Origin of the sequence: Arcicella aquatica (genome assembly GCF_034928825.1) — a bacterium.
Lineage (GTDB): Bacteria > Bacteroidota > Bacteroidia > Cytophagales > Spirosomataceae > Arcicella > Arcicella aquatica.
The window spans coordinates 1-17,006 of the sequence record NZ_JAYFUL010000050.1 but is presented as its reverse complement, the minus strand read 5'-3'; the positions used below and the strand labels follow the sequence as shown (position 1 = coordinate 17,006).

The following is a 17,006-nucleotide window of genomic DNA, read 5'->3' as shown; positions in this document are numbered from 1 at the left end:
TCAAGGAAAGAAAAGTAAGGACTAGATAATAATAAGTAGAAAACCTCTCAAATTGTCTCCAAAACGCACAATTTTAGGAAAAATTCGGGATGACTTATGTTTTACTGAAAAGTCAAAAAAAAATATTTATTAAAAAGAATGAAACATTTTTTTTAATTCAGGGCTATCACCAATCAGACAATTTGCTAATCGCTACTTAAGCTTGAATCTGAGAAATTAATACGCTAATTTTAAAGTAAAAAGCTTCATGAAAAAACTATACTTCATCATTTTAACTTTCTTTTTATGTTATACGACAATTGGTCAAACTACTCAAAATGCTTGGATAAGAATTAATCAAGTAGGGTATTTACCACAATCACAAAAAGTGGGTGTTTGGGTAAGTAAAAGCGAAGAGAAAGTGACAAGCTTTTCGTTGGTTGATGTACTGACGAAGAAGGTAGTTTTTCATTCGAGCCAAATACAACAATTTGGCAAATATGCTTCTTTTCAATCCGCTGCTAGACTTAACTTTTCAAAATTTACCCAACAAGGCACTTATTATCTTCAAGTAGGACAAACCAAATCTCCAATATTCCGAATCAATGCTGATGTATATGAAGGTTCGGCGGATTTTGTGCTGAAATATATGCGTCAGCAAAGAAGTGGATATAATCCTTTCTTGAAAGACTCTTGCCATAAAGCTGATGGCTTTATCGTATATCATCCTGATAAACAAAAAGATTCTACGCATCTAGATGTGTCGGGAGGCTGGCATGATGCTTCTGATTACCTTCAATACGTTACTACCTCCGCTAATGCTATTTTTCAAATGATGTTTGCTTATCAAGAAAACCCAGAGGTATATACCGACAAGCATGATGCTTGGGGAAATCTTGGTAAAAATGGCATTCCTGATATATTGGATGAAGCTAAATGGGGATTAGATTGGTTGGTGAAAATGAATCCTGCCAAGCATGAGTTTTACAATCAATTGGCTGATGACCGCGACCACAGAGGTCTGCGATTGCCTAATAAAGACTTAACCAAATATGCTACCAACCAAGGCTTAGCCAGACCAGTGTATTTTATTACAGGTAAGCCACAAGGCTTTAAATATAAAAATAGGACGACGGGCGTATCATCGACTGTAGGCAAGTTTGCCTCCGCCTTTGCACTTGGGCATCATTTATTCCAGTCATATTATCCAGCATTTGCCAAGCAATTAAAAGAAAAAGCCATAGATGCCTATCAATTCGGGAAAGAATTCCCTGGAGTTAGTCAAACTGCCCCTGGTGGAGCACCTTATTTTTACGAAGAAGACAATTGGGTGGATGACATGGAATTAGCGGCGACACAATTGTCTAATGTACTAACTGAACGGAAAATCGTAGATGAAGCGGCAACCTTTGGCCGACAAGAACCTACTACGCCTTGGATGGGTGCGGATACAGCTAGGCATTATCAGTGGTATCCCTTTGTGAATTTAGGGCATTACTTCTTAGCCAAAAACACCACTCAAAAAACTTATTCAAAAGAGTTTAAACAGTATTTAGAAAGTGGGATAGAGAAGGTTTTTCAAAGAGGCAAAAATAACCCTTTTCTGAATGGTGTTCCCTTTGTGTGGTGTTCAAACAATTATGTAAGCGGACTTATCACCCAATTGGTATTGTACCGAAAACTTACGAATAGCACAAAATACATAGCAATGGAAGCCGCCATGCGTGATTGGCTATTGGGCTGTAATCCTTGGGGAACTAGTATGATATGTGGTTATCCCAATGCGGGCATATCACCACAAGACCCTCACTCAGCTTTCACGCATCTATATAATTATAAAATAGATGGCGGTTTGGTAGATGGTCCTGTTTATGGCTCTATTTGGAATAAACTGATAGGAATAACACTTTATCAACCAGATGAATATGCGCAGTTTCAATCTGACTTAGTGGTTTATCATGATGATTACGGAGATTATTCTACTGACGAACCAACAATGGATGGCACTGCTAGCTTGTCATTTTTACTATCGCATTATGAGAAAGAAGGGTTGGGTCAAACCAACAGTAAAATAGAGAAAGAATCAGGAGGTATTATTAGAATGAACCCTAACGAGAAGAAAATCTACCTAGCTTTTACAGGACATGAGTTTAATGATGGAGGGGAAACTATCACTAAGGTATTGGATAAACAGCATATTAAGGCTAATTTTTTCTTTACAGGAGATTTTTATAGAAATCCTGCTTTCAAGACTACTATTGAGAAATTGATTGCACAAAAAAATTATGTAGGTTGTCATTCCGACAAACATTTGTTGTATGCACCTTGGACAAACCGCGATTCTCTTCTAATCAATAAAGAGCAATTTACGACCGACCTTCAACAAAATTATGATGCCTTAGCGAAGTTTGGTGTACAAGCTAAACAGGCTCAGTATTTTATGCCTCCTTACGAATGGTATAATCAAACTATTGTTGATTGGACAAAACAAGCTGGACTTACCCTTGTTAATTATACTGGTGGGACTTCTTCTAATGCTGATTATACTACGCCTGATATGCCTAATTATAAGTCTTCAGAACAGATATTTCAACGGATATTTGAATATGAAGCAAGTGAAGCTAAAGGCTTGAATGGATTTATCTTATTGACCCACATAGGCGTTTCGCCTGAAAGGAAAGATAAGTTTTATGATAGGCTAGATGAACTGATTCAGGTGTTGAAAGCTAAGGGTTATTCATTTGCTAAGTTTGAATAAATTACTGCTGTAGCACGAGTTTCCAACTCGTGTATTAGTTTATGTATCAATTTAAGATATGCACGACTTGGAAAGTCGTGCTACGGTGCGGTGATACAACAAAAAACCTCCACAAAATACATGTGGAGGTTTCACTAATTATTTTCAATCAAAAAAATTATTTTACTACTTTCATTATGCCGTTCATGATACTCCAGTGCCCAGGGAAAGTACATACAAATGGATAATCTCCTATTTGTTCTGGTACTGTGAATGTCAGACGATATGATTCTTCGGGGTTAACCAAAGGCGTTGAAGCAATGATTTGAGGAATGTTAGGTACATAGTTTTTATCTAAAGCATCCTTTTGAGTAATCATTTTGTTCGCTGCCTTTCCAATGATTTCTAGCGATTTTGGTTTCCCAATTACCAAATTATGTTGCATGGCATCAGGGTTTTCAAAAACCAATTCTACTTTAGTGCCTGCTTTTACCGTGAATTCCTTTTTATCAAACTTCATTTCTTCCTTCACAGACTTTATCACAATCACCACCTTGTTGGCATCTACCACTTCTTCTTTTACTTCCCATATTTGGAATAAGCGTGCTAATTTAGCTTTGTTGTCAGGCGAAAGTGTTTTGCTTAAACTTGCCAAGAAAGCCTTATCGCTATCTTTCACCTGTGATTTTTTTCGATAGTTCCAGCCATCAGCTACTCCTTTAATGAGTGAAGCAGCACTTGTTTCATCCAATTTCTGACTTAGTTTCAATAAAGCCACCACAGAATCAGGAGAAGAAACGTTAGCATAGTTTTTCACGGCTTTTTCGATAGCGTAGTTCGACATACTCTTCGGAGCATTGAAAGTCAATTTTTGGCTATAAGCATTATTCTTCTCGTTATCTTCAGCAATAATGTTCGTTTTATCTACATCTACCGAGATAGTATAAGTACCCGCCATATCAGACGATAACCCTAAATTACCAACCCATGCACCATTGTTATATTTATCAATGTTTACGCTTTCGCCAGCAGGAATACCTCCATCAAAAGTATGGCTTACTAAGTCAAATTTTCTACCTACGCCTTCAATTCTGATATTAAGATTAATAACTTCTCCTTGAGCTAAAGCTACACCACCTTGGTTTTTTACTTCGATGTTGAATAGAGTATTTTCGCCTAATGCAGGATTAGCAGGCATAAAGTTGATTTTAGTAATTACTAAGTCAGGCTTGTTGCTGTTAGACTTAGTAGCAGGAGCTTTCTCATTTTGCATCATGGCCGCATGGTCGTGGTGAGCAGGCATTGCATCTGTTTTTGCCTTTGGTGTAGATGCACTTTTTGAAAGAGTCTGCAAATATTTTTTAAGTAAAACCTGATTGTGACTAGTTAATACCGACGCAAAGGCATCAGGCAACCAACGGTCGTTTACCTCAGTTGATTGCTCTAATCTAGCTAACAAAACTTTCTCAGATTCAGCTGTCAAAGGCATTTCTGATAAAGCTAACAATGTATTTAATACCACTAAAGGTTCTTTATCATTCAAGAGGTTATTGTTCAACAATATTTTCACAGAAGCCTCATTGCGTGGTAAAATTTGTACAGCAGTTTTACGAACACCCGAACATGGATGTGATAAACTAGCCACCAACGCTTGTTGTACTGCTGGGTCGTTTATTACGCCTAATCCTTCCAATGTACGTAACGCATGAATTACACTTGGATTGATACCTGCTTCGTCTAAAGATTGGTCTTTTGTGATTTCAATCAACGCTGGTACGATGTCTTTTTGTCCACGTTCAACTAACATACGCTGAGCATTCATTCTCCAGAACATATTCGTGTTCTTGAGTGCTGCTAACAATTCTTGTGGACGGTCTTTCGATAAACTCAAAGGAGTATAGTTAGGAGCTTCTTTATAACTTACACGGTAAATTCTACCATGTGTATAGTTTCTCAAATCAGTTTCATAAGCATTTCCTTTACCCATTTCAAAACCATTTGGTTTTGGGTTATGCTGGATAATGAAAGAATACCAATCAGCAATCCAAACGGCACCGTCTGGTCCTACCTCCGCAAATACTGGCGATACCCATTCATCGGCACCTGCCAAAAGGTTAAAACCTTCTACGTCGCTGTAATCTGTACCATTTTTTGTCATTACATTCTGGTGCACTACGTGTCCAGTAGGTTCACAAACAAAAGCCGTTTTGTTCCAATAATTTTTCGGGAAAGCTCTAGCCGTATAAAAGTTATGACCCGCTGCCGCAGTATATCCACCAAAAACATCTACTTGACGAATTCTTGGTGTGATGGTTTTCATATCTTTATGCGTATCCGTACTTCGGCTACCATTGTTTGATAAAGGCGCTAAAATATTTCTATGCGGAATAGCCATGTACCAGCCATGTGAATTGTTGGCAGTAGAACCAAAAATATCGCCAGTTTCGTTGAAAGCAAAACCCCAAGTATTATTTGAAGTACTAGTGATATGTTCAAAATCAGAACCATCGGCTTTGAATCTAAAGAATCCTTGACCGAATTTAACTGAATCTTTTTCGGCAAATTTTCCTTGAAATCCTGCATATCCTACACATCCCCAAATCCAGTTATCAAAACCATAATGTAAGTTTGATGGTCCTGCATGCGTATCAGAAGTGCCAAAACCAGAGAACAATATTTTCTTTTCATCGGCTTTGTCGTCACCATCGGTATCTTTCAAAAATAGCATGTGTGGTGCTTGAGCTACAATAACGCCACCATTGGCGAAAACTAATCCTGTAGGAATACTTAGACCGTCTGCAAAGTGAGTGAATTTGTCAGCTTTACCATCTTTGTCGGTGTCTTCACAAATTAAGATATAGTCACTACCACCAGTTTCTTTGCGTTCGTTAGGGTAATCTTTGGTGATTAGTACATACAAACGACCACGCTCATCCCAAGACATAGCAATTGGGTGCATTACATTAGGCTCGTGGGCAAAAACTTCTAAATTAAAATCAACGGGTACTTGTATATGCTTAATAGATTCTTCTGGAGAAAGCGCTGCTTGCAATAATTGTGGGTCAGGGCGTTTTTCGTAGTTAGGTAACTTTGCTGGACTATATGAAAAAGCTTCAGGGTGAAGGGCAGCATGAGCAGTCTGTGCTTGTTCATCAACAGCCCAAATGATTCCGTTTTCTAATAGTTTCAAGAAATCAGGATTTGTCCATGTGCGCTCATCGTGACCATAAGCTGTATAAAATACTTTGCCTTTTCCGTATTGGCGAGTCCAAGTGTAAGGTTCAGTTTTAGCATCTGGACGGTCTTTTGTTTGGTCAGCTTTGATGTCACGCGTCATCAAAACATTGTTGTCAGGCTGTAATTGGCTATGCAAATACGTTTCATCGAAGGCTTTGATACCTGAAATATCTTTTAAAATTGGACTATTAGGTTGAACAATATTCGCTCGGATAGTATCCATCGTGTGGCGCCAGAACTGTCCACCTACCATCTTAACATACTCAGGCGAATTTCTAAAACAGAAAGACGCACAGTGTATAGGCAAAATTCCTTTTCCAGAAGCCACATAGGCTAAGAGTGCTTTCTCAGCATCAGGCGTGATATTATCCCAGTTGGCATAAATCATCAAGGCATCAAACTTATTCAAATTAGTCGTATTGATGTCTTCTAATTTATCAGTATAAGTAATGTTGATACCCTTATTTCCTAAAGCCTCCATCAGTGTTGGTACGCGATCTATCGGTTTATGATGGCCATTATCACCAAGGAATAACACTTCCAAACGACGGGCTTTCACCGTTGTTTGAACTGCTGATTGTTTATTTTTTTTTGCTTTTTTCTGAGAAAAACCTACTAGGCAAGTCAGGAATAAGCAAAGACAAAACAGTGATTTTTTCATTTTTGATAATTGAATAAATTCATGGATTATTTAAATAAAATTGGATATTTGGCTATTGTGAGTATTTTTATGATACAAAAAGCTGACAATAGTACTTTTCATTCTTGTTAATTTTTACTGTTTCTGTTTTTGAATTTTAGTTAATAACTCATACTTTTGAATAACATGAACTAATAAATAAAGATTATGGTACAGATAACCATTGATATTCCAAATCAAAATGATACCGATTGGGTTGTTCAATTGTTAGAAAGGTTGCATTTAGACTATAAAATTTCCAACGACAATCCAAATACGGGTTCTGAAAAAACGACCTTAGAAAATAATCAAGCAATTATTGCAAAAGGTAGTTCTATGACTACAACCGAGGCAAATGAAATGCTTGATTGGTTAAAAGAACAACGCCAAGACCGTACATTACCTTTCAGGGTTTAATTATGATAATGCTTGATACAAATATTATTATTTACGCCTCATTACCAGATTTCCATTCCTTAAGGCACTTAATACAAAATCCAGAAAACGCTACTTCGATTGTTTCTAAAGTAGAAGTTTTGGGTTATCTTAATTTAAAAACATTTGACAAAGTTCTTTTTCAAGCAACTTTTGAAACACTACAATTATTACCTGTCAATTTATCAATCATAGATAAAGCCATTGAGCTTCGGCAGCAAAGAAAAATGTCATTAGGCGATTCAATTATTGCTGCAACTGCACTTGTCTTTGATGCCGAATTATATACTCGAAATATTGATGACTTTAAACATATCCAAGAAATCAAAGTCTCAAATCCAATTGATTAAAAAATTCAAAAATCAGGAATATAAATAATTTCGCCCCCTTTTAAAGCTGATTCGTGTGATAAAATACCTACTGATGTCCAGTTAGCAGATTGTTCTGCATTTGGAAATGGGTCACGGTCTTCCACAATTGCCGACACAAATTCATGTACAAGGTGCGGATGCGAACCACCATGTCCTGAGCCTTGTAAGAATGAAAGGTGTTGGTTTTCGTCAGTATCATATACGCCACCCGTAGTAAATACTTGAATTTCTTCTGGTAAATAATGAGCATAATCTGGCACCGTTACTTTTTCTGGTATTTCTGGCTCGGGTTTCTTAGCAGTATGCACTACGTGTTCTTCGTGTTCAATCAATGACCATTCAAAAGATTTTTTAGAACCGTATACTTCGAAACTCTCGCGATATTGGCGAGCCACATCAAATAAAGAACGATATACTAAGGCACTTAAATCTGAATCTTTGAATTTGATATGCGCTGATTCGATGGCAAAAGGCGAATTATAATGTTGGTGCAATTCCTCACGAATAGTTCCAGAACCAAAACAGGAAACGTATTCTGCTTGTAGTTTTAATAAACCAGCTACAGGACCCACACAGTGCGTAGCATAGTGCATTGGTGGTAAGCCTGGCCAATAACCTGGCCAACCGTCCATATCTTGTTGGTGAGAAGCCTTCAAGAATTGAACCTTGCCTAGTTCACCTTTTTCATATAGTTCTTTTACATATAAAAATTCACGGCTGTACACTACCGTTTCCATCATCATGTATTTTTTGCCAGTTCTTCTGGTTGCTTCCACAATGGCTTTACATTCTTCTACAGAAGTAGCCATAGGAACAGTACAAGCTACGTGCTTACCTGCATTCAAAGCTTTTAAGCTTTGGTCCGCATGGTTATGGATAGGTGAATTGATATGAACAACATCAACAGCAGGGTCTGCCAATAAATCATCAAAGCTTGTATAACGCTTTTCGATATTGAAAGCATCACCGATGGCATTTAATTTCTCTTCTGTACGCTGACAAATAGCATACATATTAGTGTGTGGGTGACGTTGATAGATGGGAATAAATTCAGCTCCAAATCCCAAGCCGACAATGGCAATGTTTAGTTTCATGATTTTAATTGTTAGTCTATTAAAAAAGTTGTGAGCAACTAGCTGTGAGCCTTGAGCTTTTTTTGTTTAGGCAAATGACAATTGCTCATAGCTCAAGGCTTATAGCTCATTGCTTGAATAAACTCCAAGCTTTCTATCATCAGTGTTTCTTCATTTTCAAACATCTTTCTCCAAATGTTGGCTACTGCTAGTTTTGAACTAAAGGCTTCTATTGATAAATAAGCGTCGTATTTTATTTCTTCTAAAGCGGTAAAAACGTCTGTCCAGTTTACATTACCTTTTCCTACTGTACTTCTGTCGTTCTCGGATAACTGTACATGTACTAAATGCTTGCTTAGTTTTCTGATAGCATCTCCCAAGCTTTTCTCTTCAATATTGGCATGGAAAGTATCAAACATTATTTTGCAATATGGATGATTGATGTCTTCTACTAATTGTAAAAGTTCATCAGCACACGATACTAAGTAGCTTTCAAAACGATTGAGATATTCTAAGCCTAGTACAACTCCCTTTGTTTGTGCGTAATCTGCAAGCTCTCTTAGGCTTTCTACTGCCCAATTCCACTCTTCTTCGGTAGCAGGTTTGCCTGTAAAATGACTTAGTGCTGAATGATATGGCCCCGTTAATAACTCAGCTCCCAATACTACCGCACAGTCGATAGCCTTTTTGTTTCTTGCTAAAGTAGCGGCTCTCATAGCTGGGTCTGGACTAATCTGGTTGAAGTCTGAACCACATATTGTCACCGCGATTCTATCTAAGCCTAACTCGTCCAATTTTGTACGCCATGCTTGCCAATGCTCAGGGTCAACATCAAAAATTGGTACTTCTACCCCTGTAAAACCAATTGCTTTTATTTGTTCAAGAACAGGGAAAAGACTTTCGTCAATGGTTGTACCCCATAAAAGCAGATTCATTCCGTATTTTTTCATAATTAATTTAAGGTGATTTATCAGAAACAATAACTTTACTGCGAGCCTATGTTTAAAATAAAGTCCCTGATTTTCAAAGGTTAAGCAAAAACTTAAAAGCTTTGCTAGTTTAAAGTTTATTAAACAGATAAGATTTTTTAACAATACAAAATAATCTAAAAAAAGTCATAAAAAACTCCGCTGTTTTGATTAGTTTTGACTGTATTTTGATATTTTTAGTATTAACATTCATAATTATAGTAAAAAAATAGGTTTTGAAAAGTCCCTTAAACAAAAGCATAGAATCGCCCAATCATTCTTTTACCATCAAAGAATTGAAGGAACCATACTTTGACCCAAACTGGCATTTCCATCCGCATTATCAGTTATTTGTCGTACTGGAAGGCACAGGAACACGGTTTATTGGGGATAATATCAAACACTTTGAAGCAGGCGATATGGTGTTCGTAGGACCAGACTTGCCACACCTTTGGCGAAGTGACGAAATATATTTTCAGGGAAATCATGCATTAAAAACACATGGTATTGTAGTGTATTTTACAGAAGATTTTCTGGGAAAAGATTTTTTTGAGAAATATGAAATGACGAAGCTCAAGCATTTCTTTTTAAATGCTAGTCGGGGGTTAGAAATCACAGGAGGTTTGCATGATAAGATGCTTACTTTCATGAAAGAGCTATTGCCCTTGCAGGGATTTGAACGGGTGTTGAAATTATTAGAAATGCTGAATCTATTAGCGAACACTAGTGAGTATGAATTTATCAGTAGTGTTGGTTATACCAACCCTTACAAAACTTCAGAAACAGAACGAATGCATAAAGTACACGAATATGTACTGAATAATTATCGAGCTTCTATTAACTTAACAGAAGTGTCGTCTTTAGCGGGCATGGCACCTGCTGCTTTCTGCCGTTATTTTAAGGCAAGGACGAATAAAACTTTTTCTGATTTTGTGAGCGAACTTCGTGTAGGCTATGCCTGCAAATTGTTGATGGAAGATAAATTGAGCGTAACACAAGTATGTTATGAAAGTGGCTTTAATACTTTGTCAAACTTTAATAAACAGTTTAAGGATTTAAAAGCCCAAACGCCCTCGCAATTCAGGCTAGCCTTTGGCGATACTTCGTTTAAAAAATCTCCTCAATCATAGCCTCTTTACCTCTAAAATCAAAGGTTTCTCCTTTGCCCTTACCCATCAGCAAAGCTCCAATGGGGGATTGTGGCGAAATTATCATAATACTGTCGTTGCCAATTTTACAAATACCCACACTAACAGCTAGGAAATAATTTCCGCTAGAAGTCTTAAGAAAAGCCCCAACCGCTCCTTTTTTAAAGGTAAGGCTCATGTCTATTCTTTCCACAATGGCTTTTTCTCTTTTGGCTTGCTCGTGCATTAAGCCATGCATATCCCTATCGAGTTGCCCCATTGCCCTTGATGTTTCGTATTTATCACCTGCTGACGATTTAGATTCTTCATTGGCAGAAGCCTGAGCTGCCTGCATGGCATCATAGGAAGTTTGTATTCTTTGGTCTAAAAAGTTTTTTATATAATCGACAATCTGTTGTTTCATATTTTTGTAGCTATCAGCTTTGAGCAATGAGCTTTGAGCCTTTAGCTTATTATTTTTATAGGGGAGGGAGGGGCTCAAGGAGGAATGGTTATTACTCATCTGTAAAGAACATATCAGCTTTGAGTAATGAGCTATCAGCTTTTTAAACAGCGACAGATAAAAGCTGATAGCTCATTACTCAAAGCTGATAGCTACCTAAAGCGTTTCTCTCCGAATCATGTAAAATGGATTCTTGATTTTTATTTTTTTATTGTCCAACAGCAATGCCGCCGCAGTTCTACCCATTGTTTCAAAATCTGTGGTGACCACCGTAATTCCTAAAAGTTCTTTCAAAGTAGTTTCGTTAAAAGAAACCACCCCGATTTCAGTGCCAAGGGTATAGCTCGACTGTCGTACTTTTTTGACCAATTCTGCTAAATCATGTTCTTCCACCACCACATAGGCAGTTTGGGGTATCAAAAATGTTTCATCGGCATTCTCTCTGATGATAAATTCTTTGTGCGCATTCACACAAAAATAACGAACACCTCGTACAATATCTACAGGATAGTTGCCATCGCTAGGGAAAACCAATACAACTCGGTGATATTTAGCAAACAAATCATTGGCACTTTCTAGTGCTTCTGCTACATCTCGCTCAAAATCTTGATATACCGTCAGGCACTCATGCTTATATTCAGGCAAATCTTTGTCAAGGAGTACTAATTCATCAGAAGGGATTTTTTCCAAAGCCTTCATAGCAATAGCCTTTTCCGAATCAGGAAAAAAATGAGGCATTACTACATAGTAATTGTACTTGCCAAGGTTCTTATCAATGATTTCATCAAAAAGACGAGCATTATAATGATGAATTTGTAAATCAACAGATGCTTTATCACCCAATACTTTCAAGAAAGCATAGTATATTATTTTTTTGTACGAGCTTAATTTGTTGAATATCAAAAGAATACGCATTTTTCTGCTTTCTCCACTATTCACATAATACCCTTTGCCTTGTACAGAAGTAATAAATCCTCTTTCCTTTAATTCACGATAGGCTTTTTCTACGGTGTCGCGTGCTAAGTAATATTCCTCACTAAGTTCGCTAATAGAAGGGAGCTGTTCGTTTTTCTTCAATACATTGCGTTCAATATCCGAAATAACCGATTGAATGATCTGCTTGTACTTAGGTGTTTTATCGCTTGGATTGAGTTTGAGCTGGTACATATTCTTAGAAAAATCAGCTTCATACCATTTCGTTTAGAACGAGGTGTAAGGCTGAAAATTAATTTGAGCTAGACATTCTTTTAATTTAATCTTCTGAGCAGGGAAGTGCATGATAGTTCCCTTTTGTTTTTGGTTTATCCTTGTAAAATTTTATACGATTCCAAGAACCAAATTTACAAACTATTATTTCAAAGAACTAGAATTATAAAAATTACTCAAAAATTGACACTCAATTTCTTCGATGATTTTAAAAATGTTCTCCAATATGATTTGTAGTAATTCTTGATATTCACTGAATAATTAAAAATACTTTTTTCTTATAAAACTGTAAACACAATGGCCTTTTTAATGGAGTGTTTACGTGGTTAAATTCAAAAATAATTGATTATGGGAGCAATTTTGGGCGTTATTTTTCACTTTATTGGTGGCTTTGCATCTGGGAGTTTTTATATTCCTTATAAAAAAGTTAGAGGGTGGTCATGGGAGAGTTACTGGATAGTAGGAGGGGTTTTCTCTTGGTTAGTAGTGCCACCTTTAGCAGCCTACCTTACCATTCCAGATTTTTCTTCGATTATCGCTAGTAGCGAAGGAAGTGTTTTATTCTGGACATACACGATGGGCGTTTTGTGGGGAATTGGTGGATTAACCTATGGTCTAGGGGTAAGATACTTGGGTATATCATTAGGTAGTTCAATTATTCTAGGTCTTTGCTCTGTGTTCGGGTCAATTATTCCTTCTATCTATTACTACTTTAATAAAACTGCAGGAAAAGATACTATCTACGATTTGATTTCTACTAGCTGGGGACAAATGGTATTACTTGGCTTAGCAGTTTGTGTTCTTGGAATTGTGATTTGTGGAAAAGCTGGTAGCAGAAAAGATAAAGATTTAGCAGGACAAGCACATGCTGACAACCAAGAATTTGATATTGTAAAAGGGCTTACTTTTTCAATCATTTCAGGTTTATTGAGTGCTTGTTTTAGTTTTGGTATTGAAGCAGGTTCGGCTATGTCGAAGGTTGCCAATGAAATTTGGGTAACAAACAACCCTGGTCAGGGCGAGTTTTTGTATCGTAACAATGTAGTATATGTAGTCATTCTTTGGGGGGGACTAACCACCAACCTAATCTGGTGTGTTTACTTAAACTTTAAAAATAAATCTTTTGGTGACTATACCAATGCTCAGACTCCTTTATTGAAAAACTATGTCTTCTGTGCAGTGGCAGGTACTACATGGTTTTTGCAATTCTTTTTCTATGGTATGGGCGAAAGTAAGTTAGGTAATGGTCCTAGCTCTTGGATACTTCACATGGCATTTATCATTTTAGTAGCCAATTCTTGGGGATTAGTACTGAGGGAATGGAAAGGTGTTTCTAAAAAAACATTATCTACTATTCTGGTGGGTATCCTGACAATTGTCATTTCTGTACTAATAGTAGGGTATGGCAATTCATTGAAAGGCTAAATTTTTTTTTATAAAAAAGATGAGCATCAGGTTTAAAACTTGATGCTCTTTTTTTATGCCCAAAATTGGCTTATGCAAGGATACAATTAAAATAAACGTTGAATATTTTTGATAAATGTCTCTTTTATCAAGGTCAAAAAATAATCTATTCAAAACGCCTATTATTTAGGGGAACATTTGTTGATTAGTGAAGGATATCATCTACAAAATTTTATTTGAATATGAAATACGCATAATATCTTTTTTTTAAGAATAGTAGTATCTTTGAGTTTAAGGACAAATTTTTATGTAATTTAGAGAAGAGTTTCTTCTCTTTTTATCTATTAATCAGAGATTTGAGATAGGCGAGTCGTTGTTTATCTATCGTAATTTGATAATTGGTTTAGAGAAAATATTTCAATGAATAATATCGATTAAAACCTAACCTTAATTTACAATGAAAACCCAACAAAGCGTATTCAAAAACAATCAGTGGAAAAGTATCTCTGAAGGCAATGATTTTGTTGCCTCAAAAGCAAATTTGGTGCTAGCCTTTGGCGAACGAATTTGTCTCGAAACAGTTAAGCCCTATCAATATCTTAAAGATTTATACCCTAATGCAGATATCGTAATTAATTCTACCTCTGGAGAAATCTATCAAGATTCCGTTCACGATGGTTCAATTATCGTAACTGCTATACAATTCGATAAAACACATGTTAAAAGTATTGCTATAGATATTCAAAGCCATTATGAAAGTGGAAGTGCAGGTGAAAAAATAGCTTCTGGTTTAAATGGAGAAAACCTAAAAGCCATTTTCATTATTTCAGATGGTGCTAAAGTAAATGGAAGCGAATTAATCGCTAGTTTGAATCATAAAATCAATGAAAATATTTTGGTTTCTGGTGGTTTAGCTGGCGATGGAGCAAGGTTTGAAAAAACATTGGTTGGTCTCAACAATGACCCCGAAGAAGGGAAAATCGTTGCTGTAGGGCTTTATGGAGAAAATCTCAGATTAGGTCATGGAACCATGGGTGGTTGGGATGGTTTTGGTCCTGAACGCAGAGTGACGGAGTCTGAATACAATACATTATACAAAATCGGAGACATGGCTGCACTAGATTTATATAAAGAATACCTTGGCAAATATGCGGAGGGACTTCCTGGAGCTGCTTTGCTTTTCCCTTTATCTATGCGTGAAACCGAAGATTCAGAACCAGTAGTAAGAACAATTCTCTCGATTGATGAAGAAAAGAAGAGTATGACTTTTGCTGGCGAATTACCAAAAGGCTCTTTGGTGCGTTTTATGAAGGCTAATTTTGACCGTTTAATTGATGCTTCAGCCAAAGCTGCCCAAGATTCTATTCAACCTTTTGAGGCTTCACCAGAATTAGCGATATTGGTGAGCTGTGTAGGAAGGAAATTAGTACTTGGACAAAGAACTGAAGAGGAGGTTGAGGCGGCTCGCGAAATAATGGGTGATGATACTATTATTACTGGTTTTTATTCATACGGAGAGATTTCACCCCTAAATCCGAATGCGCGTTGTGGATTGCACAATCAAACCATGACAATAACCACACTTTCTGAAAATTGATTATAATGAATAATACAACATTTCATCGCTTACTTGCCAAGCAAATAAAAAAGCATTTATCTGACGAATGTTTGGAAAATGAAAACTTCCAGACCTTTATAAAAGCTGTTAATGATTCATATCTTAGTTTTGATAGAGACAAAGAATTATTTGAACATTCTTCTTTGTTGAATGATAGAGACTATGCTGAAATCAATACTAAACTTAAGGAAGAAATAAAACAAAGACGCCTTTCTGTTGAAAAATTGATTGAAGCTATTTATTCGTTAGAAGTAAATGAAAGTTCTGAGGTAAAATCTTTAGATCCTGATAATCTATTAGAATTGATGGATTTCTTGAAAATTCAAATTGATAATCGCAAGCAACTTGAATTTGATCTCATACGCTCGAAAGAAGAGGCGGAGGCTGCCACTCATGCAAAATCAGAATTTCTTTCAATGATGAGTCATGAAATTCGTACTCCTCTGAATGCTATCGTAGGGCTTACTTATTTGATGCAACAAGAAGAAGTATCAGAATCGTTGGCTGAAAATTTAAAAATACTTCAATTCTCGACGAATAATTTACACGTACTTATCAACGACATCTTAGATTTTAGTAAGATTGAAGCGGGTAAAGTTGAGCTTGAAAATGTTCCTTTTGATATTAAACAATTGATATCAAACATCAAAAAAGCGAATCAGATTAAGGCTGAGGAAAAAGGAAATAAAATAAAATTAATGATTGATGATGATGTGCCGAACGTGGTAGTCGGAGATGCCTTGCGTTTAGGACAAATCATCACAAACTTAGTATCAAATGCGGTTAAGTTTACTAAAAATGGAAGTATAACAGTAGAGCTTGCTCAGCAACGAAGAACGGCAACGCATGTAACATTGGATATTTCTATTACTGATACAGGGATAGGTATTCCATTGGAAAAGCAAGGAATGATTTTTGATAAATTTACGCAAGCAAACTCAGAAACTACTCGTCAGTTTGGTGGTACTGGCCTTGGCTTAGTGATTACAAGAAGCCTGTTGCAATTACATGGCAGTGATATTAATCTTGAAAGTGCGGAAGGTAAAGGTTCAACTTTTTATTTTACATTAGACTTGGAAATAGGTACAGAGCTAAGAGCAAAAGTATCAAGCGAAGGGCACAATGAATTGTTGAACGAGCATACCTTAAAAGGAGTAAGAGTACTTTTGGTGGAAGATTATCCGATGAATATCAAAGTAGCCACTAAATTCTTAGAACGTTGGCAGATTGTAATTGATGTAGCTGAGAATGGACAACTTGCCTTGGATAAATATGCAAAAGGAAAGTATGATTTAATATTAATGGATATTCAGATGCCAGTGTTGGATGGATATTCTGCGACAGCAAAAATTAGAGAATCTGATACGGATATACCAATTATTGCATTGACGGCTTCTGCTACGTTGAATAATCAAGATAGGGCATTTTTGGTTGGTATGAATGACTATGTTACTAAGCCATTCAACCCTAATGAGCTTTTCCAAAAGATTGCAAAATATAGCTATAGATAAATAGTCGTTGTAAACATGAGTCATCCCGAATTTTTCCTAAAATTGTGCGTTTTGGAGACAATTTGAGAGGTTTTCTACTTAGGCTTCCCTTGAAAATTGTTTTTCGATATTACTTTACGATAAAATCCACTCATGTTCTGGGTGGATTTTTGCTTTCATCTGGGATGATTTATTTGAAAAATACAATTTTATTTGATT

The 17,006-nt window shown here is 36.5% G+C and carries 12 protein-coding genes; 7 read left to right on the top strand and 5 right to left on the bottom strand.

All coding sequences use genetic code 11. The features are described from left to right. The first annotated feature begins 247 nt into the window (after positions 1-247). Entirely contained in the window at positions 248-2,737 is a 2,490-nt protein-coding gene (locus tag VB264_RS21005) for a glycoside hydrolase family 9 protein (RefSeq protein WP_323252669.1), read from the top strand. Positions 2,738-2,894: 157 nt separating this feature from the next. Here the strand turns inward: VB264_RS21005 and VB264_RS21000 are convergent, their stop codons facing one another. Beyond that, complete coding sequence (locus tag VB264_RS21000; RefSeq protein WP_323252667.1) at positions 2,895-6,614, bottom strand: PVC-type heme-binding CxxCH protein; 3,720 nt, start codon at positions 6,612-6,614, stop codon at positions 2,895-2,897. Between the two features lie 186 nt (positions 6,615-6,800). Between VB264_RS21000 and VB264_RS20995 the strand changes: the two genes are divergently transcribed. Next, positions 6,801-7,049, top strand: a complete 249-nt coding sequence (locus tag VB264_RS20995; protein WP_323252665.1) for a hypothetical protein — start codon at positions 6,801-6,803, stop codon at positions 7,047-7,049. Between the two features lie 8 nt (positions 7,050-7,057). Further along, positions 7,058-7,417, top strand: a complete 360-nt coding sequence (locus tag VB264_RS20990) for a type II toxin-antitoxin system VapC family toxin (protein WP_323252663.1) — start codon at positions 7,058-7,060, stop codon at positions 7,415-7,417. A 5-nt stretch (positions 7,418-7,422) separates the two neighbouring features. Here VB264_RS20990 and VB264_RS20985 read toward each other — a convergent pair whose 3' ends face one another. Together VB264_RS20985 and VB264_RS20980 are read right to left on the bottom strand one after the other, a co-directional pair. Continuing rightward, positions 7,423-8,532, bottom strand: coding sequence for a Gfo/Idh/MocA family protein (locus tag VB264_RS20985; protein ID WP_323252661.1), 1,110 nt, complete (start codon positions 8,530-8,532; stop codon positions 7,423-7,425). A 92-nt stretch (positions 8,533-8,624) separates the two neighbouring features. Further along, a complete protein-coding gene (locus tag VB264_RS20980) occupies positions 8,625-9,461 on the bottom strand; it encodes a sugar phosphate isomerase/epimerase family protein (protein ID WP_323252659.1) in 837 nt (278 codons plus the stop codon). Between the two features lie 254 nt (positions 9,462-9,715). Here VB264_RS20980 and VB264_RS20975 point away from each other — a divergent pair, with 254 nt between their 5' ends. After that, entirely contained in the window at positions 9,716-10,609 is an 894-nt protein-coding gene (locus VB264_RS20975; RefSeq protein ID WP_323252658.1) for an AraC family transcriptional regulator, read from the top strand. On the opposite strand, the gene VB264_RS20970 is transcribed toward VB264_RS20975, so the two are convergent. Together VB264_RS20970 and VB264_RS20965 are read right to left on the bottom strand one after the other, a co-directional pair. Then, positions 10,587-11,030, bottom strand: a complete 444-nt coding sequence (locus VB264_RS20970) for a transcription elongation factor (RefSeq protein WP_323252656.1) — start codon at positions 11,028-11,030, stop codon at positions 10,587-10,589. The two genes, VB264_RS20975 and VB264_RS20970, sit on opposite strands and share 23 nt — an antisense overlap. Before the next feature lie 195 nt (positions 11,031-11,225). Further along, positions 11,226-12,236, bottom strand: a complete 1,011-nt coding sequence (locus VB264_RS20965; protein WP_309921010.1) for a GntR family transcriptional regulator — start codon at positions 12,234-12,236, stop codon at positions 11,226-11,228. 387 nt (positions 12,237-12,623) lie between these two features. On the opposite strand from VB264_RS20965, the gene rhaT reads away from it, so the two are divergent. The 3 genes from rhaT to VB264_RS20950 all read left to right on the top strand — a co-directional run bounded on the left by rhaT (position 12,624) and on the right by VB264_RS20950 (position 16,808). Then, positions 12,624-13,700, top strand: coding sequence for an L-rhamnose/proton symporter RhaT (gene rhaT, locus VB264_RS20960; RefSeq protein ID WP_323252654.1), 1,077 nt, complete (start codon positions 12,624-12,626; stop codon positions 13,698-13,700). Positions 13,701-14,136: 436 nt separating this feature from the next. Further along, on the top strand, positions 14,137-15,276 hold the full coding sequence (locus VB264_RS20955; RefSeq protein WP_323252652.1) for an FIST signal transduction protein: 1,140 nt from the start codon (positions 14,137-14,139) through the stop codon (positions 15,274-15,276). A gap of 5 nt (positions 15,277-15,281) precedes the next feature. Continuing rightward, complete coding sequence (locus VB264_RS20950; protein ID WP_323252650.1) at positions 15,282-16,808, top strand: response regulator; 1,527 nt, start codon at positions 15,282-15,284, stop codon at positions 16,806-16,808. Positions 16,809-17,006: the final 198 nt, after the last annotated feature.

What these genes read in the sequence shown, in the direction of transcription:
- VB264_RS20985 (WP_323252661.1), bottom strand. Translation starts at nt 8,532, where the DNA reads ATGAAACTAAACATTGCCATTGTCGGCTTGGGATTTGGAGCTGAATTT.
- VB264_RS21005 (WP_323252669.1), top strand. Translation starts at nt 248, where the DNA reads ATGAAAAAACTATACTTCATCATTTTAACTTTCTTTTTATGTTATACG.
- rhaT (WP_323252654.1), top strand. Translation starts at nt 12,624, where the DNA reads ATGGGAGCAATTTTGGGCGTTATTTTTCACTTTATTGGTGGCTTTGCA.
- VB264_RS21000 (WP_323252667.1), bottom strand. Translation starts at nt 6,614, where the DNA reads ATGAAAAAATCACTGTTTTGTCTTTGCTTATTCCTGACTTGCCTAGTA.
- VB264_RS20970 (WP_323252656.1), bottom strand. Translation starts at nt 11,030, where the DNA reads ATGAAACAACAGATTGTCGATTATATAAAAAACTTTTTAGACCAAAGA.
- VB264_RS20950 (WP_323252650.1), top strand. Translation starts at nt 15,282, where the DNA reads ATGAATAATACAACATTTCATCGCTTACTTGCCAAGCAAATAAAAAAG.
- VB264_RS20990 (WP_323252663.1), top strand. Translation starts at nt 7,058, where the DNA reads ATGCTTGATACAAATATTATTATTTACGCCTCATTACCAGATTTCCAT.
- VB264_RS20980 (WP_323252659.1), bottom strand. Translation starts at nt 9,461, where the DNA reads ATGAAAAAATACGGAATGAATCTGCTTTTATGGGGTACAACCATTGAC.
- VB264_RS20955 (WP_323252652.1), top strand. Translation starts at nt 14,137, where the DNA reads ATGAAAACCCAACAAAGCGTATTCAAAAACAATCAGTGGAAAAGTATC.
- VB264_RS20965 (WP_309921010.1), bottom strand. Translation starts at nt 12,236, where the DNA reads ATGTACCAGCTCAAACTCAATCCAAGCGATAAAACACCTAAGTACAAG.
- VB264_RS20995 (WP_323252665.1), top strand. Translation starts at nt 6,801, where the DNA reads ATGGTACAGATAACCATTGATATTCCAAATCAAAATGATACCGATTGG.